Annotated in this window: 22 protein-coding genes and 1 pseudogene; 12 read left to right on the forward strand and 11 right to left on the reverse strand. The window is 67.9% G+C overall.

Annotated elements, in window-relative coordinates; all coding sequences use genetic code 11:
- Positions 1-4: 4 nt before the first annotated feature.
- The 4 genes and pseudogenes from ACQPYK_RS23295 to ACQPYK_RS23310 all read left to right on the forward strand — a co-directional run.
- A complete protein-coding gene (locus ACQPYK_RS23295) occupies positions 5-958 on the forward strand; it encodes a sigma-70 family RNA polymerase sigma factor (RefSeq protein WP_433258369.1) in 954 nt (317 codons plus the stop codon).
- 291 nt (positions 959-1,249) lie between these two features.
- Positions 1,250-2,131, forward strand: coding sequence for an RNA polymerase sigma-70 factor (locus ACQPYK_RS23300; protein WP_433258887.1), 882 nt, complete (start codon positions 1,250-1,252; stop codon positions 2,129-2,131).
- Between the two features lie 263 nt (positions 2,132-2,394).
- Positions 2,395-3,624 carry a cytochrome P450 gene (locus ACQPYK_RS23305; RefSeq protein ID WP_433258371.1) on the forward strand — a complete coding sequence of 410 codons (1,230 nt, stop codon included), beginning with the start codon at positions 2,395-2,397 and terminating at the stop codon, positions 3,622-3,624.
- Between the two features lie 72 nt (positions 3,625-3,696).
- Positions 3,697-3,969: pseudogene (locus ACQPYK_RS23310) on the forward strand (DUF4158 domain-containing protein); the annotation flags it as partial.
- On the opposite strand, the gene ACQPYK_RS23315 reads toward ACQPYK_RS23310, so the two are convergent.
- On the reverse strand, positions 3,947-5,119 hold the full coding sequence (locus tag ACQPYK_RS23315; protein ID WP_433258373.1) for a mandelate racemase/muconate lactonizing enzyme family protein: 1,173 nt from the start codon (positions 5,117-5,119) through the stop codon (positions 3,947-3,949). The pseudogene ACQPYK_RS23310 and the gene ACQPYK_RS23315 overlap by 23 nt on opposite strands.
- A gap of 145 nt (positions 5,120-5,264) precedes the next feature.
- Here ACQPYK_RS23315 and ACQPYK_RS23320 point away from each other — a divergent pair, with 145 nt between their 5' ends.
- From ACQPYK_RS23320 to ACQPYK_RS23355, 8 genes are read left to right on the forward strand one after another with little or no spacing between them, the layout of a single operon-like run.
- Positions 5,265-6,317: a cellulase-like family protein gene (locus ACQPYK_RS23320; RefSeq protein WP_433258375.1), complete on the forward strand. Its 1,053-nt coding sequence runs from the start codon at positions 5,265-5,267 to the stop codon at positions 6,315-6,317.
- Positions 6,314-7,615, forward strand: a complete 1,302-nt coding sequence (locus tag ACQPYK_RS23325; RefSeq protein WP_433258377.1) for an ABC transporter substrate-binding protein — start codon at positions 6,314-6,316, stop codon at positions 7,613-7,615. Before ACQPYK_RS23320 ends, ACQPYK_RS23325 begins: the two co-directional genes overlap by 4 nt.
- Positions 7,612-8,490 (forward strand): carbohydrate ABC transporter permease, encoded by an 879-nt coding sequence (locus ACQPYK_RS23330; protein WP_433258378.1) that lies wholly within the window; start codon positions 7,612-7,614, stop codon positions 8,488-8,490. Before ACQPYK_RS23325 ends, ACQPYK_RS23330 begins: the two co-directional genes overlap by 4 nt.
- A complete protein-coding gene (locus ACQPYK_RS23335) occupies positions 8,487-9,299 on the forward strand; it encodes a carbohydrate ABC transporter permease (RefSeq protein WP_433258380.1) in 813 nt (270 codons plus the stop codon). Before ACQPYK_RS23330 ends, ACQPYK_RS23335 begins: the two co-directional genes overlap by 4 nt.
- On the forward strand, positions 9,296-10,303 hold the full coding sequence (locus ACQPYK_RS23340) for a zinc-dependent alcohol dehydrogenase (protein ID WP_433258382.1): 1,008 nt from the start codon (positions 9,296-9,298) through the stop codon (positions 10,301-10,303). Before ACQPYK_RS23335 ends, ACQPYK_RS23340 begins: the two co-directional genes overlap by 4 nt.
- Complete coding sequence (locus ACQPYK_RS23345) at positions 10,300-11,136, forward strand: SMP-30/gluconolactonase/LRE family protein (protein ID WP_433258384.1); 837 nt, start codon at positions 10,300-10,302, stop codon at positions 11,134-11,136. Before ACQPYK_RS23340 ends, ACQPYK_RS23345 begins: the two co-directional genes overlap by 4 nt.
- On the forward strand, positions 11,133-11,963 hold the full coding sequence (locus ACQPYK_RS23350) for a fumarylacetoacetate hydrolase family protein (RefSeq protein WP_433258386.1): 831 nt from the start codon (positions 11,133-11,135) through the stop codon (positions 11,961-11,963). The genes ACQPYK_RS23345 and ACQPYK_RS23350 overlap by 4 nt, the downstream gene beginning before the upstream one ends.
- The gene (locus tag ACQPYK_RS23355) at positions 11,960-12,748 is read left to right on the forward strand and encodes a FadR/GntR family transcriptional regulator (protein WP_433258388.1); all 789 of its coding nucleotides are present in this window, start codon (positions 11,960-11,962) and stop codon (positions 12,746-12,748) included. The genes ACQPYK_RS23350 and ACQPYK_RS23355 overlap by 4 nt, the downstream gene beginning before the upstream one ends.
- A gap of 275 nt (positions 12,749-13,023) precedes the next feature.
- On the opposite strand, the gene ACQPYK_RS23360 is transcribed toward ACQPYK_RS23355, so the two are convergent.
- Genes ACQPYK_RS23360 through ACQPYK_RS23405 form a run of 10 tightly spaced genes read right to left on the reverse strand, consistent with a single transcriptional unit; the run spans position 13,024 to position 23,808 of the window.
- Positions 13,024-14,232 (reverse strand): MFS transporter, encoded by a 1,209-nt coding sequence (locus tag ACQPYK_RS23360; protein WP_433258390.1) that lies wholly within the window; start codon positions 14,230-14,232, stop codon positions 13,024-13,026.
- On the reverse strand, positions 14,229-15,554 hold the full coding sequence (locus tag ACQPYK_RS23365) for an ATP-grasp domain-containing protein (RefSeq protein ID WP_433258392.1): 1,326 nt from the start codon (positions 15,552-15,554) through the stop codon (positions 14,229-14,231). The genes ACQPYK_RS23360 and ACQPYK_RS23365 overlap by 4 nt, the downstream gene beginning before the upstream one ends.
- Positions 15,547-17,073: an amino acid adenylation domain-containing protein gene (locus ACQPYK_RS23370; RefSeq protein WP_433258394.1), complete on the reverse strand. Its 1,527-nt coding sequence runs from the start codon at positions 17,071-17,073 to the stop codon at positions 15,547-15,549. Before ACQPYK_RS23370 ends, ACQPYK_RS23365 begins: the two co-directional genes overlap by 8 nt.
- Positions 17,074-18,900 (reverse strand): hypothetical protein, encoded by a 1,827-nt coding sequence (locus tag ACQPYK_RS23375; protein ID WP_433258396.1) that lies wholly within the window; start codon positions 18,898-18,900, stop codon positions 17,074-17,076.
- Positions 18,897-19,154 (reverse strand): phosphopantetheine-binding protein, encoded by a 258-nt coding sequence (locus ACQPYK_RS23380; protein ID WP_433258889.1) that lies wholly within the window; start codon positions 19,152-19,154, stop codon positions 18,897-18,899. Before ACQPYK_RS23380 ends, ACQPYK_RS23375 begins: the two co-directional genes overlap by 4 nt.
- A 2-nt stretch (positions 19,155-19,156) precedes the next feature.
- Positions 19,157-20,026, reverse strand: a complete 870-nt coding sequence (locus tag ACQPYK_RS23385) for an aspartyl/asparaginyl beta-hydroxylase domain-containing protein (protein ID WP_433258397.1) — start codon at positions 20,024-20,026, stop codon at positions 19,157-19,159.
- A 32-nt stretch (positions 20,027-20,058) separates the two neighbouring features.
- Positions 20,059-21,060, reverse strand: a complete 1,002-nt coding sequence (locus ACQPYK_RS23390) for a proline racemase family protein (RefSeq protein WP_433258399.1) — start codon at positions 21,058-21,060, stop codon at positions 20,059-20,061.
- A gap of 1 nt (position 21,061) precedes the next feature.
- On the reverse strand, positions 21,062-21,895 hold the full coding sequence (locus ACQPYK_RS23395) for a PhzF family phenazine biosynthesis protein (RefSeq protein ID WP_433258401.1): 834 nt from the start codon (positions 21,893-21,895) through the stop codon (positions 21,062-21,064).
- 2 nt (positions 21,896-21,897) lie between these two features.
- Positions 21,898-22,998 (reverse strand): DUF6421 family protein, encoded by a 1,101-nt coding sequence (locus ACQPYK_RS23400; RefSeq protein ID WP_433258403.1) that lies wholly within the window; start codon positions 22,996-22,998, stop codon positions 21,898-21,900.
- Positions 22,999-23,022: 24 nt separating this feature from the next.
- Positions 23,023-23,808: a DUF6202 family protein gene (locus tag ACQPYK_RS23405; RefSeq protein WP_433258405.1), complete on the reverse strand. Its 786-nt coding sequence runs from the start codon at positions 23,806-23,808 to the stop codon at positions 23,023-23,025.
- Positions 23,809-23,932 lie beyond the last annotated feature (124 nt).

The following is a 23,932-nucleotide window of genomic DNA, read 5'->3' on the forward strand; positions in this document are numbered from 1 at the left end:
CCGCGTGGACAGCGCCGCCACTGATCGCTTCGACACCGGTCGGTTCGAGGCCGGCCGAAACCGGCTGGCCTCGCTGGCGTACCGGCTGCTGGGCTCCGCCGCCGACGCCGAAGACGCCGTGCAGGACGCGTTCCTGCACTGGCAGGCCGCCGACCGGCAGCAGATCAAGGTGCCGGAAGCATGGCTGACCAAGGTCGTCACCAACCTGTGCCTCGACCGGCTCCGCTCGGCACAAGCCCGCCGCGAACGCACCGTCGGCGCCTGGCTGCCCGAACCGCTCTTCGACGGCGACCCGATGCTCGGCCCGGCCGACACTTTCGAGCAGCGCGAATCGGTCTCCCTGGCCGTGCTGACTCTCATGGAACGCCTGTCACCCCTCGAGCGGGCCGTCTACCTCCTGCGCGAAGCGTTCTCCTACCGCCACGCCGAGATCGCCGAGATCCTCGACATCACCGAGTCCGCAAGCCAGCAGCACCTCCACCGGGCCCGGCGCCGCATCACCGCCGCACGCCGCGGCGGCGGCGAAATCGACCCCGCATCCGCCCGCAGGATCGTCGAGGGATTCCTCGCCGCGGCCTCCTCAGGCCGCACCGAACGGCTGGTGGCGCTGCTCACCGACGACGTGATCGCGATCTCCGACGGCGCCGGCCTGACCGAGAGGCTGCTGCAGTACGACACTCCGCAGCGCATCGCCGCCGTCGTACGGGCCGGCTTCAAACCCACACCTGCGAAACGGCGATTCGCCGGCGGCACATCCGCCATGCACTACGCGCTCGTCAACGGCGCCCCCGCCATCCTCTTCGTGGTCGGCGACCAGGTCGTCGGCGTCGTGGCGTTCGACATCACCGACGGCAAGATCGCAACCGTGCGCGGCATCGCCGCCCCCACCCGCCTCGCCCGCCTCACCGAAGCCTGGCGGCAGCACGAACCGGACACGCCGCTCATCGCCCAGTGGTGACCCGACGCCGACCGCGGTCATCGGCCGCGCCTCGGACCGTCAGCCGCCGGCCGACTGGCAGTTGCACCACAGCAGGCACCGTGTCCTGTCGGCCATGGAGACATCGGCGACCCGACCCCCGTGACAGCGTGGCCGTGTGACCTACGCCACCGGCCGCAGGTGTCACAAAGCGGTAGAGACCGGTGTTTTGTGCGTGTCACCCCCTCGAGAACCAACCGGCAGGAGCCAGGCATGAGCGAGCGCAGCGAGCCGACCACGGACCCAACCGAGCCGCCCGCTCGCGGCGAGGGCATGGACTGCGCCACCGAGGCGTTCATCGCCCACCGCAACCTGCTGTTCACCGTCGCCTACGAGATGCTCGGCTCGGCCACCGACGCCGAAGACGTCCTCCAGGAAACCTGGCTGCGGTGGATGAAGGTCGACCTGGCGCAGGTGCACGACCAGCGCGCCTACCTGGTGCGGATCACCACCCGGCAGTCGCTCAACCGGCTGCGCACCATGAAGCGCCGCAAGGAGGCCTACGTCGGCCCCTGGCTGCCCGAGCCGCTGCTCACCACCCCGGACGTGGCCGAGGACGTCGAACTCGCCGAGAGTGTGTCGATGGCGCTCATGCTCGTCCTGGAGACGCTCTCGCCGACCGAGCGCGCCGTGTTCGTGCTGCGAGAGGCCTTCGACGTCGGCTACGACGAGATCGCGGCCGCCGTCGGCAAGAGCCCCGCGACCGTCCGCCAGATCGCCCACCGCGCCCGCCACCACGTCGAAGCCCGCCGCCCTCGCGAGGCGGTCGCCCCTGGCCAGGCCCGGGCGGCGTTGGAGTCCTTCCAGCGGACGCTGGAAACCAGGGACCTGCAGGGCCTGCTCGACGTGCTCGCCCCCGAGGTCGTCCTCATCAGCGACGGCGGCGGCGTCAAGCAGGCCGCGCCGCGGCCGATCACCGGCGCCGACAAGGCGGCCCGCTTCATCGTCGGCGGCCTCGGCAAGGCCCAAGTCGTGCTCACCGGTGACCCCACCGTGGTCAACGGCAACCCGGCACTCCTCCTCCGCGTGGACGGCGAGATCGACGGCGTCATCGCGATCCGGGTCGAGGACGAGCGCATCACCGGCCTCTACTACGTCCGCAACCCGCAGAAGCTGACCCGCATCGAAACCGAAACCCCGCTCACCCTGCGATGACCGGCGAACTACCCAGGCACCACCTGTCCACGGGCCAGGCCGTTGCGGCGGGACTACGGAGGACGCCCGAATCATCGGCCTCTACCACGTTCGCAGCCCCGCAGAAGCTGACCCGCATCAAAACCGCGACCCACTCACCTTCGGGGGGGAAGCCAGACGCGGTGCCTGGTCAGCCGTGGCTGTTCCGCCGCCGGTGTTCACCGCAGAACGACCCCGAACAGCCCCGAGCAAACTCAACCAGATCTTTTACTAGGAGGTCATTCATGACGAAAAGCGTCGCCGGCGAGCTCGCCGGCCTGCAGCTGCCGGTCGAGCGTGGCTGCCCGTTCGCCCCGCCCGCCACCTATGAGCGACTGCGTGAGCAGGCGCCGATCAGCAGGATCCGCCTGGTCGGCGGCGGTGAGGCATGGTGGGTGTCCGGGCATGAGGAAGGTCGTGCCATCCTCGCCGATCACCGCTTCTCCTCCGACAAGCGCAAGGACGGCTTCCCGATCTTCAACGTCGATGCCGCGACCCAGCGGCAGCTGTTCCGCGACCAGCCGCCGTTGATGCTCAGCATGGACGGCAACGAACACGCCGCGGCCCGGCGTCCGGTGATCGGCGAGTTCACCGTGAGGCGGATGGCCGCGCTGCGCCCGCGGATCCAGGACATCGTCGACCACTTCATCGACGACCTGCTCGCCACCGATCAGCGGCCGGTCGATTTGGTGCAGGCGCTGTCTTTGCCGGTGCCGTCCCTGGTGATCTGCGAACTGCTCGGCGTGCCGTACGACGACCACGAATTCTTCCAGAGCCGCACCTCCGTGGCGGTACGCAGGACCTCGACGCCGACCGAGCGTCAGCACGCCCTGGCCGAACTGCGCGCCTACATCGACGACCTGATCGCCCGCAAGGAGTCCGAACCCGGCGACGACCTGTTCGGCCGACAGATCGCCCGGCAACGTCAGGAGGGCGCCCTCGACCACGCGGGCCTGGTGAGCCTGGCCTTCCTGCTGCTGACCGCCGGACACGAGACCACGGCGAACATGATCTCGCTCGGCGTGGTCGGGTTGCTCGCCCATCCGGAGCAACTGGCCCTGATCACGGCCGACCCGGGCAAGACGCCCATGGCCGTGGAGGAGTTGCTGCGCTACTTCGCCATCGCCGACACGGTCGTCTCCCGGGTGGCCACCGAGGACGCGCGGATCGGTGGGGTGAGCATCAAGGCCGGCGAGGGCGTCATCGTCTCCGGCCTGTCGGCCAACTGGGACCCGGCGGTGTTCGAGAATCCGGCCGAGCTGGATGTGGAGCGCGGGGCACGCCACCACCTCACCTTCGGCTTCGGCCCGCACCAGTGCCTGGGCCAGAACCTGGCCCGGATGGAACTGCAGATCGTCTTCGACACGCTGTTCCGCCGCATCCCCACCCTGCGGCTGGCCACACCGGTCGAGGACGTGCCGTTCAAGACCGACGCCGTCATCTACGGCGTTCACGAACTGCCGGTCACCTGGTGAGCAGGACATGCCTGATCACCTACCGCTACGGTGTGCGCGTCCTGCATGCGTTCAGCTGGAAAGGACTCGCCGGTGACGTCGATCGAGCGGACCGCCTACCCGCAGTTCAAGCGCCTGACCTCGGCGCGGGTACTGCACCTGTTGTTCACCCCGACGGCCGATGAGATCGACTGGGCCCAGGAGCGGGCCGCCGAGCCGCAGGCGCTGTTCGCGCTGGTGCTGGCGCTGTAGTGCTTCCAGAAGATGGCGCGCTTCCCCTCCCTGCAGGAGATCCCCGAGGCGGTCGTGTGCAGGGTCTGTCAGGCTCCACCGGCGGCTGTCGCTAGCCGCCTGACACACGGCGCGCGAAGACTTCGTCATTCATGATCAGGTCTTCGCGCAGCCGTACCCCGTGACCGGGCTCCTGGCTCGGTCGAATCACGCCGCCGGTGACCGGGGGCAGGCCCGTGACCAGATTCGCGTACCACGTGCGTAGGAAGGCGCGGACCGTTTCCTGGATCAGGCCGTTGGGCTGGGCGCAGACGAAATGAACGCAGGAGGCCAGGGTCGCGGGGCCGGTGCAGTCGTGTGGCGCCACAGGGACGCCGTACGCGTCCGCCAGGCAGGCCACCTTTCGGGCCTCGGTGATCCCGCCGGTCCATTGGACATCCAGAGTGAGGATGTCCACCCGGCCCGAATCCAGCAGCGGCTTGAAGCCCCGACGCCCCACCGCCGTTTCACCGGCCGCGACGGGCACACCTGACTCCAGCCGGGCATAGCCCTCCACGTCATCGGAGCGGAGCGGGTCCTCGACCCAGAAGGGCTGGTACGGCTCAAGTCCAGCGATGATCTTTTCGGCGGAGGGGCGATTCCACAAGCCATGTAGTTCGATCATGAGCCGCATGTCGAGCCCGACCTCGGCCCGAATCGCCTCCACGATTCCGAGGCCTTGATCGAGTTCGGCGCGGGAGATGTCGGTCCCACCCGTCCGTTCGGCCGCCTGATCGAACGGCCAGATCTTCATGCCGCCGAGGCCCTCGTCGAGGAGTTCCCGTGCGAGCCGGGCCGGTTGGGTGAGGAAGGCGTTCAGGTCTTCGTAGCGCCCGGCGCGCAGCCCCCAGTTGTCCGACTCCTGGCGGGTCGAGGACCCCACGTAGCCGGGCCCGGCGCACGTGTTGTAGATCTCGATCGACGGCCGGACCGCTCCGCCGAGCAGATCCACGAGTGGTAGCCCGCTTTGCTGGCCGAGCAGATCCCACAGCGCGATGTCGACGGCGCCGTTTCCCCGCGTTTCCGCGCCCGCCCCCTGAAAGCCGACATAGCTGGCCAGCCGCCTCGCGACCGGTTCCGGGCGGGGATCAGCGAGCCCCAGCAGGGCGGGCGCGACGCTCTCGTGCAGATACGCCTCCACCGCACGGGCCCCGAAGAATGCCTCGCCGAGCCCGATGAGTCCGGAATCGGTGTGCAGGCGAAGGAAGAGCAGGTTGGGCTGCGTTCGGGGGCGCAGAGTCTCCATCAACGCAATTCTGGTCAGACCGGTCACACCGCGCAGCGTAGACCTTCCAGAAGGACAATGTGAAGTGTGAAATTTCACTCTTGACCCGCCCGGCGAAGCTATCTAGCCTGACCGGTCATACCGGCTTAACCACCCGAGGTGAGAGATGCACGCGATCGCGATGTGGTCGTTCGACTGGCTGGAACGACGGTGGGCAGGAGGCGGATTCGAGGATTGGGCCAAGGCCCTGGATGAACTGGTTGAGCGCGGCTACGACGCCGTCCGGATCGACGCCTACCCGCACCTGTTCGGCCGACAGAACGTCCGGGTCACGCCCATTTGGCCGATACACGGCTGGGGCAGCCCGTTGCCCAATGACATCGAGCCCGTCGAACCGGCGCTCCTGGCGTTCATGACACTCTGTGCCGAGCACGGGGTGAAGGTGGGCCTGTCGAGCTGGTTTCGCGACGACGCGACCGAGGCCCGGATGGACATCAAGTCTCCCGCCGATCACGCGGCCGTCTGGCTGCGGGCGCTGCGCTCGATCGAGGCAGCCGGACTGCTGGACATCGTCCTCTACCTAGACCTGTGCAACGAGTGGCCGGACACCGACTGGGCTCCCTACGTCAGTCCGGTACGGCTGTCGCGTACCGATCCGAAGATCCTGGCCTGGCAGGACGAGGTGTTCGCCGCGGTCCGAGAGGAGTATCCGAGCCTTCAGCTCTGCTTCTCGTTCTCCCATGAGCTGGACACCTGGGCCGATCAGGACGTCTCCGCCTACGACCTGCTCGAACCGCACATCTGGCTGGCGCACAGCCAGGAGCGGGGCTTCTACGCCGAACTCGGCTACGCCTATGACGACCCGGAGCAGTACGCGCTCCTGGCCGCCCGCGCTCCGGCGCTCTACGCGGCCCAGCGCGAGCGCTGGCAGGCCGAGCTGATCGCCAAGGTCGAGTCGATGGCGGCCTGGTCGCGGGCGAGCGGCAAGCCGCTGATGACGACGGAATGCTGGGCGAGCATCTTCTGGAAGGACGGCCCCGGCCTGGACTGGAGCTGGATCAAGGAACTGGCGGAGGTCGGCATCTCGACGGCCGTCGCGACCGGCCGTTGGACCGCACTGGCAACCAGCAACTTCTGCTCGCCCCAGTTCCACGGCATGTGGAGCGACGTCGCCTGGCACCGGCGGATGACCCACCTCATCAAGGGAGAGTCAGCATGATCAAGAAGCTGGCGGCAGCCGTACTGGCGGCGACCGCCGTGGCCGGGTTGGCCGCGTGCGCCCCCGCGACCAGCGACAGGCAGGTGTCGAGCGCGGACGCCAAGTCCCTGACCATCTGGACGACCGCGAACGGTCCCGCGAAGGAGCTGTTCACGGGGTACGGCAAGAGCTTCGAGGCGGCCCACCCCGGCGTCACCGTGAACATCCAGTACATGGCGGACGCGGACGTGAAGCAGAAAGTCCAGGCCGCGCTGGTCGCCAAGAACCTGCCGGAGATCGTCGCCTGGTACGGGGGAAGCTTCCTGACCCCGCTCGTTCAGGCGAGCGCGCTCGCCGACCTGTCCGGTTACATCAAGGCGGACACCGCGTGGCGGGACGGGCTCCTTCCCCGCGCCTTCGACAACTACACCGTCGACGGCAAGACCTACATGGTTCCCACCGAGTCGCCGATCGTGGAGATGTTCTACAACAAGGACCTGTTCGCCAAGGCGGGCGTCACCCGGCCGCCGACCACCCTGGATGAGTTCCTCGCCGACGTGCGGAAGTTCAAGGACGCCGGGATCGTCCCGGTGACGCTCGATGGAAAGGACGGTTGGCCGCTCCAGCAGTGGTACACCTACCTGGCGATGCGCAACGGCGGCCCGGCTCTGATCGGCGATGCACTGGCCGGGAAGACCGAGTGGACGGCGCCGCCGTTCACCCTGGCCGCCAAGCAGCTCAAGCAGATCATCGACGCCGGCGCCTTCCAGAAGGGTTATCTGGGTACCGGGTACGACGAGGCGATGGCCGACTTCTACGGCGGCCAGGCCGCCATGGTCCTCAGCGGCACCTGGATCATGTCCTCGCTGACCGCCGAAGAGAACAAGGCGGCCCTGGCCAGGACCGGCACCTTCGACTTCCCGCTGACCGGAGGCTCCGGCACCATCGCCGACGTCCAGGGCGGCCCCAACGGTGCGCTCGGGATCAGTGCCACCGCCCCCGACAAGGCACTGGCCTGGGAATTCGTCAAGGGAGCGACCAGCGGCACGGAGGCGGCGAAGCTGGCGGAGCAGGCCCTCCTGCTCATGCCAAACAAGATCACATATGACCGGACGGCCGTGCCCGATCTCTTCAACCGGCTCGTCGACAAGCTGGCCGGATACACCGGGTACAACCTGTTCTGGAACGAGATCCTGCCGGCGCAGCACAACACCGAGTTCACCAACCTGCAGAACTCGCTGGCCACCGGAGACATCACGCCGGAGAAGATGACGAGCGACTTCGCGGCGTACATGAAGGCCCACCCGGTGGGCTCATGACCGGATCCCTCCGCCGATGGTCGGCGCTGTTCCTGGTGCCCGCCCTGGCTCTCTACCTGTTCGTGGTGATCGTCCCGTCGATCAGCGTGGTCAACTTCGGATTCTTCGACTGGTCGGCCGGGCTGGCCGCCCGGCCGGCCGGGCTGGCCAACTATCGGGAGATGTTCACCGACCCGGCCTTCATCGACGCCCTGTGGCACACGTTCCTCCTGCTGATCGGCGCGATGGTCGTGCAGATCCCACTCGGCTTCCTGTTCGCCCTGCTGATCCACCGGCGGTATCCGGGCAGCGGCTTCTTCCAGGCCGTCTACTTCATTCCGGTCGTCCTGTCCACTGTCGTCATCGGGGTCCTGTGGTCGCAGGTCTACCAACCGCAGCACGGTCTGCTCAACGCCGCGCTGGAGTGGCTCGGCCTGGACGGCTGGACACATGCCTGGCTGGGCGAGACCGGGACCGCCCTGATGTCGGTGGTCGTGGTGGTGGGCTGGCAGTACGTCGGCCTCTACATGCTGATATTCCTGGCGGCCATGCAGGCGATCCCGAAGCCGATCTACGAGGCGGGCGAGCTCGACGGTGCCGTCGGCTGGCGGCGGACGGTCTCGCTGACCATCCCGATGCTGTTCGACACGGTGAAGCTGTCGGTCATCCTCGTGGTCACCGGCTCGGTCCAGTACTTCAACCTGATCTGGGCGATGACCAAGGGCGGTCCCGCCAACAGCTCGTCGGTCCTGGCCAGCTACATGTACGTCAAGGCATTCCAGGACAACAGGCTGGGCTTCGCCTCGGCGGTGGCCACCTTCATGCTGCTGCTCAACCTGGTGCTCGCGCTCGGACTGCAGCGGGCCTTCCGTAGAACCCCTCTGGAGCTCGGGTGAAACGCGTTCCTTTCCTGATCGTCATGATCGTATGGGCGGTGGTCTGCGTCGGACCGCTGATCTGGATGGTCGCCAACGCCTTCCGCGGCAGCAATGAGATCTTCCTGCAGGCTGTGGGAGCGCCCGAATGGGCGCGGCGGAGCAATTTCTCCGACGCATGGCAGCAGGGCGACCTCGGCCGGGCTCTGCTGATCAGCCTGCTGGTCAGTCTGGCGTCCACGCTCGTCTGCGGGGTGTGCAGCGCGCTCGCCGGTTTCGCGCTGAGCCGCGGCCGGCTGCCGCTCACCAACGTGTTGTTCACGTTCCTGCTGCTCGGACTGATGATCCCCACCTTCAGCACGCTCATCCCCGTGCTGACCCAGTTCCAGCAGGCGGGCCTGACCGACAGCCCGCTCGGGCTGATCCTGGTGTACGCGGGCTTCTCGGTCTCGCTCGGCGTGTTCCTGTTCAAGAACGCCTTCGACCAGGTGCCCAAGGAATACCTGGAGGCGGCGTCGATCGACGGCGCCTCGGTCCCGTGGATCCTGTGGCGGATCGCCCTTCCCGCGGTCAAGCCGACGATCGCGACCTTCGCCATCCTCACCTTCCTGTCCGCCTACAACGACTTCGTCTTCGCGCTCGTCCTCATCGCGGGGGAGGACAGCCGCACTCTGCCGCTCGCCCTGCTCCAGTTCAGCGGGCGGTTCGGCACACGCTACGACCTGGTCTTCGCGGCACTCACGATCGGGGCGATCCCCGCCCTCGCCACCTATCTCTTCCTGCGCGCGCAGATCCAGCGGGGAGTCGCGATGGGGGGCCGGGTCGCATGATGTGGGCCGCGCGCTTGTACGGGCCCGGCGATGTCCGGGTCGAGCGGATCGCGATTCCCCGGCCGATGCCGGGCGAGGTCCTGGTCGAGGTCGAGCGGGTCGGGTTGTGCGGCTCCGACGTCGAGGAATACCTGAACGCCCCGGTCTGCAGCCCTGTCGACCGGGACGGGAGGATCATTCCCATCACGCTCGGGCACGAGATCGTCGGCCGCGTCGCCGAATGCCCGGGCGGCGAGCTGCCGATCGGCGCCCCGGTGATCCCCGATGTCGTCGTCGGATGCGGACGCTGCCCCTGGTGCCTCCGCCACGAGGAGGGCCTCTGCCCCGGCCTGCGGGTTCGTGGTCAGCACCAGGATGGCGGGCTCGCCCGCTGGATGATCGCCTCGGCCGCCACCTGCGTGGTCGTGCCCGACCATGTCCCGCCCGAGTCGGCCGTCTTCGCCGAGCCGCTGGCTGTGGCCGTACGCGCGCTGCGCAAGGCGCCCGATCTCGCGGGGGCGACCGTGCTCGTCTACGGTGCGGGCACGATCGGCCAGCTCGTCGTCCAGCTCGCCACCGCAAGCCCGGCCCGGCGGGTGATCGCCGTGGACCCGGTCGCCGAACGACGCGACCTCGCCTCTGCCCGCGGGGCTGTTGCCGTACACCCGTCGGAGGCCACGCCCGCCGTGGCGGACGTGGTCATCGAGTGCTCGGGGGTTCCCGACGCGCCGGGCGAGGCGGTACGGCTCTGCCGGCCTGGCGGGACCGTCGTCCTCGTCGGATTCCGTCGGGGCGAGCTGACCGTACCTTGGCTGGACGTGGTGCTCGGTGAACGCAGACTGCTCGGCAGCGCCGCGCACGTGTGGGATGAGGACACGGCGGCCGCGGTCGCCCTCCTGGCCAGGGGCGTCGTCGATCCGGCGCCGCTCCACGAGAGGACCCTGCCGCTGACCGAGGTGGCCGCGGCGCTGAGGCGGCCGACCGGCTTCAAGACCCTGATCGACCCTTCAGGAGACATGCCATGAGAGCACGGATGGTGGAGGCGGCAGGTGCCGAGCTGGGAGAGGCCCCGCTCTGGGACACCAGGCACGGCCGCCTGGTGTGGGTGGACATCACGGCAGGGCTGGTCCACCTGCTGGGCGGCCCCACCTACCGGGTGGGCGGCCACGTGAGCGCGGCGCTGCCGGCCGCGGGTGGCGGCTGGCTGCTGGCCACCCGCGAAGGCTTCTCGACGCTGGCGGAAGACGGAACCGTCACCCCACTGCTCACCGTGCCGGGCGACGGGATGCGTTTCAACGACGCCAAGTGCGACCCGGACGGGCGGGCCTGGGCGGGAACCATGGCCTATGACCAGACGCCCGGAGCCGCCACGTTGTACCGCCTGGACCCCGGCCCGATCGCCACGCCGGTCCTGCCCGGGCTCACGATCAGCAACGGACTCGGCTGGTCACCCGACGGGCGGACGATGTGGTTCGTCGACTCGCTCACCCAGCGGATCACCGGATACGCGTATGCGGACGGCGTGCTCGGGCCGATCAGCGCTGTCGTCGCGATCGAGCCGGAGTACGGCATGCCCGACGGCCTCTGCGTCGACGTGGACGGCTGCGTCTGGGTCGGCTTGTGGGGTGGCGGAGCCGTCCATCGCTACACCCCGGGCGGACGGCTGGACACCGTGGTCCGGGTGCCCGCATCGCAGGTGACGAGCTGCGCCTTCGGCGGCTCGACCCTGTACATCACGACCGCGACGTACCAGATGGACGCGGCGGCGCTGGAGCGGGAGCCGCTGGCCGGTGGCCTGTTCACCGTCGAGACCAGCACCCATGGTCCGGCGGCTACCCCGTGGAAGGGACTGTCATGAAGATCGTGCGTTTCATCCGCGTCGGCGAGCCGGAGATCGGGGTGCTGCGCGACGGCCTGATCGGGCTCCTGCCGGGGACACTGGCCGGGCTTCTGGCCCGGCCGTTGGACGAGATCCGGTCCGCGGTGACCGGCACACGCGGCACGGTCCCCGTTGATGGGGTACGGCTGCTGCCACCCGTGGACGGCCGGATGGAGGTGTGGGGAGCGGGAGTCACCTACGAGCAGTCTCGCGCCGCTCGCGTGGAGGAGAGTGGGCTGGACGTCTACGACAAGGTGTACGCGGCCGACCGGCCCGAGCTGTTCTTCAAGTCTGTGGCCTGGCGGGTGACCAGTCACGGTGATGAGGCGGGAATCCGCGCGGACGCCGTCTCCTGTATCCCCGAGCCCGAGCTGGCCGTGGTGGTCAACCGTTTCGGCGACCTCGTCGGCGCCACGGTCTGCGACGATCTCACGGCCCGCAGCATCGAGGGGGAGAACCCGCTGTATCTGCCGCAAGCCAAGACCTTCCATGGGAGCTGCGCCCTGGCGCCGGGAATCCGGCCGTGGTGGGAACTGCCCGCCGCGCTCGACATCGAAATGACGATCACCCGGAGCGGCTCGGCGGTATTCTCCGGCGCGACCAGCACGGCCCGGCTCCGTCGCGGTCCGGCCGAGCTCGTCGAGTGGCTGTTTCGCGCCCAGAGCTTCCCCGATGGAGTGATCCTCAGCACCGGAACCGGGATCGTGCCACCACCCGAACTGTCCCTGCAACCGGGCGACGAGATCACGATCAGCATCCGCGACGTGGGCGAGCTACGGCAGCGCGTGCAAGGATGCCAGACATGACGGTACTGCTAGGGGATGAGGCGGGGGACGTCCGCCCCTCGGGGGAGCAGGTGCTGCGGACGCTGGAGTCGCACCTGCTCTCGGGCCGCTGGGCCGAGGGGACGCGAATCCCGGGTGAGCGGGCGCTGGCCGAGGAACTCGGTGTCAGCCGTCCGATCGTTCGCGAGGCCCTGCGGGACCTGCAGGCTCGCGGCTTCCTCTCGGTGGAGCCGGGGCGGGGGACCTTCGTGCGGTCGGCCCGGCCGGATTCGGTCGACCTCCTGGTCAGGGAGGGCCTCGTCACGGCACGGCACCTGATCGTGGCGCGGCGGATGCTGGAGTGCCAGACGGCAGCCCTGGCGGCCTCCTTCTACGGGCCCGACGACGCCGTCCGGATGACCGAACTGCTGACGGCGCTGAAATCCACGGACGACGCGGCTTCCAGCGCGGTACTCGACGTCGCGTTCCACGAGTCGATCGCCGCAGCGGCGGGCAACCCGGTGTTGAAAATCATGTTCGGCTCGATCCGGGCGCTGGTTCGCGGGGTCGTCCTGCGCAGCCTGACCGACCCGGTGGTCCGCGCCAAGGGCGTCCCGCAGCACGACGTGATCCTGGCGGCGATCCTCGCCAGAGATCCGGAAGCGGCCCGCCAGGCCATGGCCGAGCACCTGACCATCGCCGAGGAGTACTACGGGCCCGATCTCGACCAGCCGATCACCGAGATCCTGGCCAAGCGGGCAATCCTATTTCCGCGCCTCGCCGATCTGCTCAGGGACGCGGGAAACGAGATCCGCAGAACGTCCTGAGGTGTGAGAGTTCGGGGGAGGACCTGCGCAGATGCCCCAGGCGTCCAGTCGCTCGGGCTTCTCGGTGCACTCATCTCGTCGGTGGGAGCGGGTTCGTAGTCGAGTCCCCGGGAGGCCGGCCGGAGCCGGGCCTACGGTCGGAATGGAATCCGGCGTTGACCCCGTCGGGAAGACTCGGACGGCAGGGGTCACTGACCTGCGGAAACAGCCTTAACGCCGGATTTCGTTCCAAATCTCTCTGCCCGTCGGTGCCGGCCGAGATCGAGCGCTTCTGCTCATCCGACAGAGCGGGTGGCAGGGCGGGAGACATGGGCCATGAGGGGGTGGCCGGCCAGGCCCGTGGCGAGGAGCAGTGTGGCGAGTAGGAGCCAGCCGGGAAGGCCCAGGGCCAGGGGGAGGGCGCTCATGACCGCTGGTGAGACCCCTTCGGCCAGCCCGTGACCCAGGCCGAAGACTCCCGCGTACTGGCCCTGCGCGTGAATCGGCGCAAGACCGAAGGAGTACTCGGCTGAGGCGGCGCTGTGCCAGATCTCTCCCAATGTGTAGGCGATCATTCCTGCCGTCAGGAGGAGAACACCGAACCAGGGCGGGATTCCCTCGGCCAGCGCCATCAGGAGCATGCCCACCCAGAGGGTCACGCCTGCCCAGCGCATCGCGCGTCCTGCAGACGGCACGTCGGCGACGTTCCGGCTGATGCGGACCTGGAGGACGACCACCAGGATCGTGTTGAGGACGAGTACCGCGGAGATCGTCCATCGGGGAGCGGCGGTGTGTTCCACGATCCACAGCGGGAGCAGGAACGTCGGGACCGCGAAGTGCAGGGACATCACCGCGTTGATCGCGGTCGCGGTCAGATAGGTGCGGTCACGCAAAGCTGCCCAGCCGCGGTCGGCGCCGCCGGAGCCTTCGAGGGTGAAGGGCGGAAGCCACAAGAGGATCAACCCGGAGATCAGGTAGGTCAGCGATCGGCAGATCATGACGGTCAGAAAGGCCGCCCTGGTGTCCAATTGGATGGCGAAGCCCGCCGCCACCGTGCCGAGCGCTATCGCGAGATTGCCCACAGAGCGCAGATAGCCGCGGAAGACGGCCGGTGTCGGCCCGCCGAAACCGCGCACGAGCGGGGCCAGCGTCGACCAACTCCCCGCGATCACGGCACCGGACAGCATGGAGACCAGGAGGTAGGTCCAGAACGTGTCGACCAGCAGCAGACCGGTGTTCACCACCGTTCCGCAGACCGCCACCCCGATCTGGACGCGCTTCGGCCCCCATCGGTCCGCCAGGCGTCCGATGTACACACCCGCGACCAGCCCTGTCATCGCCGCCGCGAACAGTCCGCCGGCCACCTGTGAGGCGGGGAGGCCGACGACCCGCGTGAAGAAGAGCGCGCCGGCCGCGATGAACAGTCCCGTGCCGAAGCTGTGCACGAAGGACGTCACCGCGACCACCCGCTGGCCCCTGTCGGCCGGGAGCAGGACGGCCGTCACCGCCACAAGGTGTCCCCGAAGTCGGCGGTCGGCCGCCATTCCCGCTGGAAGTCCCGCTTGCCTCTGGTCGACAGCTCCTCGGGAAGCATCCAGAGGCGCTCGTCGAACCAACGCCTGACGTCCTCGAAGCGTTCGGTGAGCTGCTCGATCGAGTCCGCCACGACCATGAACTGCCCGACCCTTTGGCTGGTGTTGGCCGGACCGGCCGCGAAGTGCGTGCCGACCGGGTGCTCGATTCGGGCGAACTCGACGTACGGCAGAGCGAGGAGGTCGGCCGGCGTGGGGCAGCCGAGCAGCGTCCCCGGACGTCCGGGCAGGTAGGTGCCCCCGAAGACCTCCGGCCTGACCTTGACCTCGATCTCGGGACGGCGTCCGAGCGCGATCTGGACAGCGCACTCGGCGATGTTCACCCCGAACTTCGCCTGAATCTGCTCGTGGATCAGCCCGCCCCCGCGACGGGCGGCGCATTCGCCGAACGTCAACGTCCCAGACGACCGGTCGTGGAAGAGCTCCATGTGGAACGACCCGTCCTGAAGCCCGAGTGCTCCGAGCGCGGATTCCACCAAGCCCCGTGCCTTCTCGTACACCCAGCTCTCCTCAACCGGGTCGAAGTGGCGCAGCCAGAGCGGCTTCCCGCTCCGGAGGGCGGTCAGGCACGGATCCCCGTAGGCGCCCACGGCGCAGAACAGCAGTTCCCCGCCGTGGACGATCCCATCCACGAACCACTCGTCGCCGGCGATGTACTCCTCCAGCACAAAGGTGCGCTGGCTGACCTTCTTCCGCCTGTACTCGTCACTCTGGGCCCGGAGATCATCGATGCTCTCGACCACCGAGGTGAGGGCGGTCGCGGCACCGGCCACCGGCTTGAGCACGGCGGGTTCGAAGGGCAGCTCCTCGATGCCGGAGACGGAGAAGACATCCTCCACGACCACACACCGTGCTGCGGGCAGGCCGGCGTCGCGCACCGCGGCCTTCTGCAGGCTCTTGTCGCGGAAGCGCACCGCCACCTCCGGATCGAGGCACGGCAGAGCGAGATGGCGGGCCAGGACGCCCGCCGTGACCATGGAGTACTCGTCGGAGGTGTGTACGGCGTCGAAGTCGTCGGCGCCCAGCCCGGCTCGGCGCAGCGCCATCAACACGGCCTCGACGCTGCTCTGATCGTCGACCCTGAGCGCGGAGAGCTCGGAGGGGATGATCATGAGCCCGTCGTCCCAGCTGGCCGCGCCGCAGACGACGACGGCAGCCACGCCCAGGCGGACACAGGCGTCGAGGGTATACCGATCCAGCCCCACGATCAGCAGGCGGGGATGGCGCTCAGTCATGGTTTTTCCTCCTGAAATGCGTGCTTCCCCAGGCCTCTAGGGCGGCCCGGTCCAATTTTCCGTTCGGCGTCAGGGGCAGAGCGTCGACGGCCACCGCATGCGTCGGCACCAGATACTCGGGGAGTACCTCGGCCAGGGCCGAGCGCACTCCGAGTGGGTCCGCGGAGTCGGCCACGCCCTTCGAGCCGAACGTGTAGGCCATCGCCATGGACTGATAGCTGCCGTCCGCTTCGCGGATCGGAACCGCGGCGCAGTTGAGAACGCCTGGCACCGAGCGAGCGGCGTGCTCCACCTCGGCGGGTTCGACCCGGAAGCCGCGGAGCTTCACCTGGCGGTCCTTGCGGCCGAGGTAGCGCAGGTTGCCGTCGCCGTCCACGCGCCCCTGGTCACCCGTGCGGTACACCCGGGTCGGCGCACCTTCGATCGATACGGTGCGAAACCGTTCAGCGGTCAGCTCGTCCTGTCCCAGGTAACCCACGGCCAGGCCGTCACCGGCCACGCAGATCTCGCCCTCCTTCCCGGAAGGGCACACCTCGTCGTCGGCCATCACGAAGATCCGTGTGCCCGGCGCCGCCGTACCCAGAGGAACGCCGTCGGAGGCGTCGCAGTCCCGTGCGGAGACCTGGTGGGAGGAGACGAACATGCAGCATTCGACGGGGCCGTAGCAGTTCACCAGAGGGACCCCCGGATGGGCTCGGATGAACCTGGCCGCGTGGGCGCCGGACATCGCCTCACCGCTGACGAGGACCGTCCGCAGGCCGGCGAAACAGCCGGGGTCCACGTCGACGAACAGGTTGAACAAGGCGGTCGGCATGTGCACCGTGTTCGCGCCTTGCTCGGCGACGGCGGCGCGCAGGGTCTCCGGGAGGAAAATCCGGTTGTCCGGGAGGAGACAGGTTCCTCCCGCGACCAGTGTTCCCCAGACCTCCAGGGCGTACATGTCCCATGCCGCGTTCGACACCTGCGGCATGACGTGGCTGGAGCCGAAAGAGGCCGGACTGTCTCCGCGGAACAGGCGCAGTGCCGCCCGGTGCTGCAAAACCACCGCTTTGGGCACCCCGGTGGTCCCCGAGGTGAAGATGACCATCGCGGGCGTGGCACCGTCGGCGTCCCGCCGTGGCGGAGCTACCGCACGGTCCGCGGATTCCCGCGGTGATTCCTGGGGCGGGGTCCAGACCGGGAACCGGTGCGCCTGCGAATCCGCGACGGCCAGAGGCGACGGCAAACGCCCGACGAGCGACTCCAGTCGCTCGGCGGGCCATCCCGGATCGAGCACGGAGTAGGCCGCCCCGCACTTCAGCAGTGCGAGCTGGACGACGACCAGACGCGTGGACCGAGGAAGGATGACGGGGACCATGTTCCCGGGACCGATGCCAAGGCCGGCGAGAAGCAACGCGAAGGAGTCGGCCGCCCGGTCGAGGGTGCGGTAGCTGACGGCCGCTCCTCGCTCGACCAACGCCGGATGATCCGGCCTCTCCCGTGCCTGGCGGGCCACCGCCGCATGGAGGGTGCTGTCCACCTATGCCTCCTCGGGCGGCAGGACGGTGAAGGGGCAACGCAACAGGGAGATCGCGAGATCCTGGACGCCGAAGACCGTGAAGTGATGCTCCTGTGGCGGAGCCGACGGGTCGAGACGTACTTCGAAGAGGATGCTCTGGCGCTCTCGCCCGCCGAGCCGTACATCGTGCACCGCCGGGGATATCTGGGCATGAAGGCTCCAGGGGACGGTCACGCCCACCGGCACCGGCCCCGGCCGCACCGACTCGACCGTGGCCTCGATGCGCAACGTCGCCCCGGCGAAGACAGTCGGGGCGGCGTTCGCGTCGAGCCGTACTCCGCCGTCCATCGTGTATCCGACCGGACCGCAGCTCAGGCAGACATGCGCGGTGGTGTCGGGGACACGCGCGCTGAACCCGCGACGCCGATACTGCCATGCCGTCCGCCCGCACAGGACACACGGCACGGTCGTCGCGTCCGACGGGGAGACCGAACTCCGGTCGCCGAAGAAGCGAGAGAACTCGGCAAGCCCGTCGTCGGGACGTTCCGCCATGCGTACGGCTATAGCCTCGTCAAGCGACCGGGCGTCGTCCCGGAGCGAGCGCAGGAACGCGGACCTTTCCGCGACCAGGCCCATGATCGGACGGACGGCCGTTGTCTCGGCCTTCTCCGCCACCCTCTCGAGCCCTTCCCGCAAGGGATGCGCGGCGGGCAGCATGCCGGTCATGAGGAAGCCGCGGGCCCTGGAGCTGAGGTCCCTGACGAGTCCCGCAGGTTCTTCCTCCAGTGCCGGAGCCGGTGGCGCCGGGTCGCCGTAGGCCGAACTCGGCAGCCCTACCTGGATGAACGTGGGGTAAGGGTGCATGGTTTCAAGGCTCGCGTTCAGCAGCCGAGCCGTACTCCCGCCCCGGTCCGCGGAGTCCAGCCAGATGAGGTTCTCCACCCGGGCCGACTGGTGCATGGACAATGCGGCCACCACCGTCTGGGCAGGACCGTCGACGGCGTTCAGGAGCAGCTGGTAGCGGGGGCTGTAGGAGGCGAGATCCGCCAAGGCGCCGCTGTCGCAGCCGCCGAGCACGAGCTCCGCGGTGCGAACTCGATGTGCGGGGAGCAGCTTGTCCTCGGGCTTGTAACAGCCGCGTCCGTAGGCGCACGTGGGACCGGGCCGCTCGGGACCGGCGACCGGGCTCCGGCCGCATACCGTGTGCGCGCCCAGGTTGATGCTGTCTTCGGTGCCGTGACCGCTGACCATGACGCGTTTCCAGACGCGCTCCGCCGCGATGCGGGTGAGATCCGCGCCGCCCAGGGTCCGCGAGTCGTAGTAGGTCGCCCAGGTGGACACCGGCTCCGTGTCCAGATCGGTGAACAGCCCGGTTTCACCCCCGGCGGCCACCTCCCCGTACTGTTTGGCGATCATCCACGTGAGCGAGTTCAGGTCGCGGCCCGTCAACAGGAAGACGTCCCGGTCACGGCGGTAGGCGTCCACCAGGACCGGTCCGAGGACCTCCATCCGCAAATCCGTGTAGCAGCCGAGGACTACCAGCGAACCGTCGCCTGCGGACGGCTCGCCGTCCGTCCACTGCCAGGCCAGCGGACGGGCGAACGAGCGGACCGCCGCTGGAACGTCCCCCAGGACGACTCCCGCCGCGTGCCTGGGGGGCTGCCGCAATGCGGGGTAGAGCTCCGCAGCGAGGTCGAGCGCCGCCCCGAGGTCGGAGCGTTCGCCGACCCACACCGGAACAGCTGCTTCGCAGCGGCCCTCCGACCAGGCCGCCTGGAACTCGGCGACCGCGCGTTCGAAGTCGGTGGCGCTTGCCACGGCGCGGAACGCGCTCTGGAGCCCCGTCATCTCGTTGCTCCGATGTTCACGATCGCCGATGCGAGGGCCTCGATCGTGCGGTGCTCGAAGATCGCACGTAGGGACAGATCGCAGCCGAGGTCGTCCACAAGCCGTGCGGCGGCTCGCATCGCCCCCAGCGAATGGCCGCCAAGGTCGAAGAAGTCCTGGTCTGGCTCGATTCGGTCGAGGTGGAGGACGTCCCTCCAAACCTCGGTGATGTGCCCGCACAGCTCCGGATACGACAGCTGATCCTTGCCGGTCATGTTCACCCTGGCAGGAAGGTGAAGTCCTCGCCGACTTCACGGGAGAGGACGAAGAACTTCTTGGCGCGTTCGGCGATGTCGATCAGTTCCGCGTCGCCGGACTGCCGGGTGATGTCGATGAGCCAGTCCCACGAGGCCCCGATCGGCACCTCCTCTGTGAAGTGGATCCGGCCCAGCAGGAAGGCGATGTCCTTGATGTTGTGCCGGGACACGACGGTACTCAGGGCGCGCAGCCGCTCGGGCAGGTCCGCAGCGGCCGGCTTGCGCTCCACCAGGGTGGGCCGGAGGCCGGGGTCGTAGAGCTCGGGCCGGGCGAAGATATCCGCCGGCTGGAAACCCGGACCGGCCGCGAAGTCGAGGCAGAGCGACCAGCGGCTGCGCGAGGACATGTTCATGCCCGCGTGGACCTGGGCCGCGTCCAGGAACCACACCTCGCCCTTGCGCATGTGGAAGACCATGTCCTCGTCGGAGTTGACCGAGTGCTCGTTGTCCTCCAAAAGGATGATCACCCGGAAGAACTGCTCCACCTCGCCGGCCTCGATGAAGTCCCGGTGCGGGATGATGGAGAACTCGACGACGTTGCGCCCGCGCACCATCGTCATCCGATTTGGGTTGAACCAGGTGGTCAGGACCTCGCGAAGGTAAGGAACCTCGTCGAGGAGCGCGGTGGGGCGTCCAGGACGCTGCTCGTGGCCGTGCCAGAAGCCGTCGGTGTGGTCGCCGGAGGCGTTCCACAGGTTGATGTTCAGCCAGGTGCCCGTGGTGAAGACCCGGTACGGCTCCTGCGGGATCGGTATGGACGCGAGCCGGGCGACGTCCTTGGCGATGCGCTCCTCGTCGAACGGGATTCGGCCAAGAATCGTGGAGGCCATGGAGAGGCGTGTCCTTCCTTACGGATGGGTGGTCAGAGCTCGAAGCCTGCGGGGAAGGGGTCATCGGGGGACAGGAAGTACTGCGCGGTGCCCGTGATCCAGGCCCGTCCGGTGACGGTCGGCACGACAGCCTTGCGATCGGCGACGGTCGTCTCCTCGACGAGGCGGCCGGTGAACTGCGACCCGATGAAGGACTCGTTGACGAAATCGGTGCCGAGCTCCAGCTCGCCGCGGGCGTGCAACTGCGCCATCCTCGCGCTGGTGCCGGTGCCGCACGGCGAGCGGTCGAACCAGCCGGGGTAGATGGACATGGCGTGGCGCGAGTACGACGCGTCGGATCCCGGCGCGGCGAAGTACACATGCCGGACGCCTCGGATCCGCGAGTCCTCGGGGTGAACCGGCTCGGCCGTGGCGTTGATCGCCTGCATGGTGGCCAGACCCGCGGCCGTGATCTCGTTCTTGGCCTTCCTGTCGAACGGCAGCCCGTAGTCGTCGAGCTGCACGATCGCGTAGAAGTTGCCGCCGTATGCGAGGTCGTAGCGGACGGAGCCGAAGCCGGGAACCTCAAGCTCGGCGTCCAGCCGCTCGCAGAACGCCGGAACGTTCCGGAGGGTGACGCTCCGCGCGACCCCGTCGGAGACCGCCACGTCGACGACGACCAGACCTGCCGGAGTTTCCAGGCGCACGGTGGTGACGGGCTCGGTCACGGTGACCATGCCCGTCTCCACCAGGACGGTCGCGACCCCGATCGTGCCGTGCCCGCACATCGGCAGATAACCGGACACCTCAATGAACAGCACGCCCCAATCCGCGTCGGGCCGGGTCGGCGGCTGGAGGATGGCCCCGCTCATCGACGCGTGCCCCCGCGGCTCGGTCACGAGCAGGGTTCTGATGTGGTCAAGGTTCTCGCGGAAGTAGATACGGCGTTCCGCCATCGTCGCTCCGGGAATCACCCCGACGCCACCGGTGATCACACGGGTGGGCATGCCTTCGGTGTGGGAGTCGACCGCGTGGAAAATTCGCTTGGTGCGCATGTCATCCTTCTCGGCTCTGGTCGAGGTCGTCGTCGGACAGGTGGATCGTTCCGGTCATGTACTGCCTGGCCGCGCCGGACAAGGCGACCCGGTCTCCGTCCAGGCCGCAATCGAGGCTGATCGTGCGGGTCCGGCCCAGTCGTGGCGAGAACTGCTGGGCACGCATCCGGGACTTCCCCAGCCGCTGCGCCCAGTACGGAACGAGCGCGCAGTGCGCCGACCCAGTGATCGGATCTTCGGGGATCGACAGCTTCGGCCCGAAGAAGCGTGAGCAGAAGTCGACCTCGGCTCCTGGCGCGGTGATGACCACACCACGCAGGTCGAGCGCGGAGAGAGCGACCTGGTCCGGCACCACCGATCGGACCTGATCCTCGGTGTCGTAGACCACGACATAGTCCATGGACCTGTAGACCGCTGATGGCGTCAGCGGCCCCAGTCCCCGCAGCAGATTCTCCGGCGGTTCGACCAGGGAGAAGTCGAGGGCGGGGAATGTCAGGCCGAACATGTCCCCGTGTCTGGCGACCACGAGCGGCCCGCTGGCCGAGTGGAACGTCACCTCGTCCCAGTCCGGCTTGAGATGTGTCAGCACGACGTATGCCGCGCCCAGCGTGGCGTGCCCGCACAGGTCGACCTCGGTGGCCGGGGTGAACCAGCGCAGATCGTAGGCGTCCCCGTTCCTGACGATGAAGGCCGTCTCCGGGAGGTTGTTCTCCAGGGCGATGGCCTGCATGACGGCCTCGGGTAGCCATTCTTCGAGCGGGCAGACCGCTGCCGGATTCCCCCAGAGGATCCGATCGGTGAACGCGTCGATCTGGAAGATCGGAATGTTGATCATGTTCACACGCCTAGCTTCCGCTTGGCCTCGGCGAAGAAGGGGATGTGACGGTAGTCCCTCGTCTCCTCGTCGTAGTCCGTGTACCGGTTGGTGAATCGCAGCAGCCGTTCCCTGACCTGTTCCACGGGCTCGCTGTGGATGTGCCGTTCGATCGCCTGGATCTCGCCGAGAAACTCGGCCAGTACGGCAGGCAGATCCGGGCGGAGGTGGATCAGACCGTTGTGCAGCCGGATCCCGTCCGCGGCGATCAGGTAATTGAAGAGCAGTTGAGAGGCGACCGCGTCGTAGTTGGGTCTGGGTATTCCCTCCACCGCATAGCGAAGCAGCCGCTCGGACAGCACGTACTCATAGGTGAGCCTCGCGCCACGCTCAGGCAGGGCGGAGTCGTTGAGGCAGGCGAGCATCGCCGATACGTCCACCCGCAGTTCCTCAAGGCCCGCCAGCGGCTTGAACTTCTTCACCGGAAGGAAGCCGGGAATCGGCATGTCTCCCTGCCGGTGGTGGTATTCATGCAACCGCACCCACCACGCCGAGGCCTGTTCGACGTCGCCCGGCCCTGCGGCTTCGAGCAGTGAGAACGATCCCTCCGCCATAACGTTGGTCACGAGAAGCCGGGTCAGGCGCAGGTGCCGTTCGACGAACTTGTCGATGAAGTAGAAGATCAGGTCGCCGCTCTCCTGGCGGCCGTCGATGTGGTTCTCCGGGAAGAGCGCCACCACCGGCCGAGCCTCGAAGCCCTTCGACATCCGTTCGATCGTCACCGGCATCGTCGGGCTGGGGTACTTGGCGTCCAGATGATCGTCGGTCGGGAGTAGCCGGTAAGTCAGGAAATCGAGGGACAGCGTTGGGAAATAGGGCGCGTCGAACAGCGAGAAGATGGAATTGTCCGTCCGGTTGTTGATGTGCGCCTTGGTCTGGAGCAGCCGGGGATCCCGGGCGAAGGCCATGGCGTCGTCAGCGAAAGCCTGGACGATTTGCACGTGCCGGAGCGCGGGCGAGGTGATCAGCTCATTGGACAGGTTCTTGAGGAATACTTCGTCCCGAACTCTGTTACGTTGGACTAAGCCCCGTAATGCGTTAACTGAGTCAATGACGTCGTTCACTGGCTTTGCATGTCCTTCCCCGGATCAGCCAGCAGAGACCTGATCGGCGAAGTCGTCGAGCGCGCCAGCCCAATGGGCCGCGTAATCCGTGGCGAGCAGCACGAACTCTTCGGCGTCTGCTTCGCTCTCGACCATGGCCGTCATGCCGGTTTCCTCGTCGCTGACCGACTTGGCATGACTCGTCTCGGCTTTGATATGCGCGTCGATCCACGTTAACGCGTCGGGCGCCGCGAACAGCTTCTGCCCGTCGACCAGTACCTTTCCGTAAATGCGCCGGAACGCGACCGCGATATCCAGCGCGATAGCCTCCACGACCCGCAGTTGAACCGCCGCGCCCAATCGGTGGTCAGCCATCACCTCCATCGCCTCCAGCAGCTTGGCGACACCTTTCGGAAAATCCCCCGCCGCCTCCTCGCCGACCACTTCGGTCAGCGGCTTCACGATCGAGTCGGCCCACCATAGGTAGTGGATTCCGGCTGCCCCCAGTGGCGCCACCGTGCTGAAATCCTCGGCCAGGTTGTCCAAATCGTCGCCGATGACCCGGTAGGCCGTTTGGAATGCCGCCAGCACCTCCCGATCCGGAGCTTTCTGTGACGCGAAGTGCCGCGCCGCCACCCCCAGCCCCGAGATCGTCGTGAACATGAAGGCCTTGGTCATTACCTCCCACTGCCGCGCCACGGCCAGCACCTCCGCCGCCGCGACCTGGTCAACGGCCTTCGCCGCAGCGAAGAACCGGTTTCCCGGCCTGACCAGCCCGGCTGCTTTCACCACTTCGGCTACACGTTCGTCAAGTCCTGTACTGCTTGACACGACATCCCTCCTCAACCCGGTTGGGGGACTAATATGTCACACATCATAGATCACCTTGTACGAGATGACCATTATGAGTCACTTGAGACTTCAAAAACTTTTCGGTCGGACCGAAATTCGGCAA

Source organism: Streptosporangium sp. CA-135522, assembly GCF_050949235.1.
GTDB lineage: Bacteria > Actinomycetota > Actinomycetes > Streptosporangiales > Streptosporangiaceae > Streptosporangium.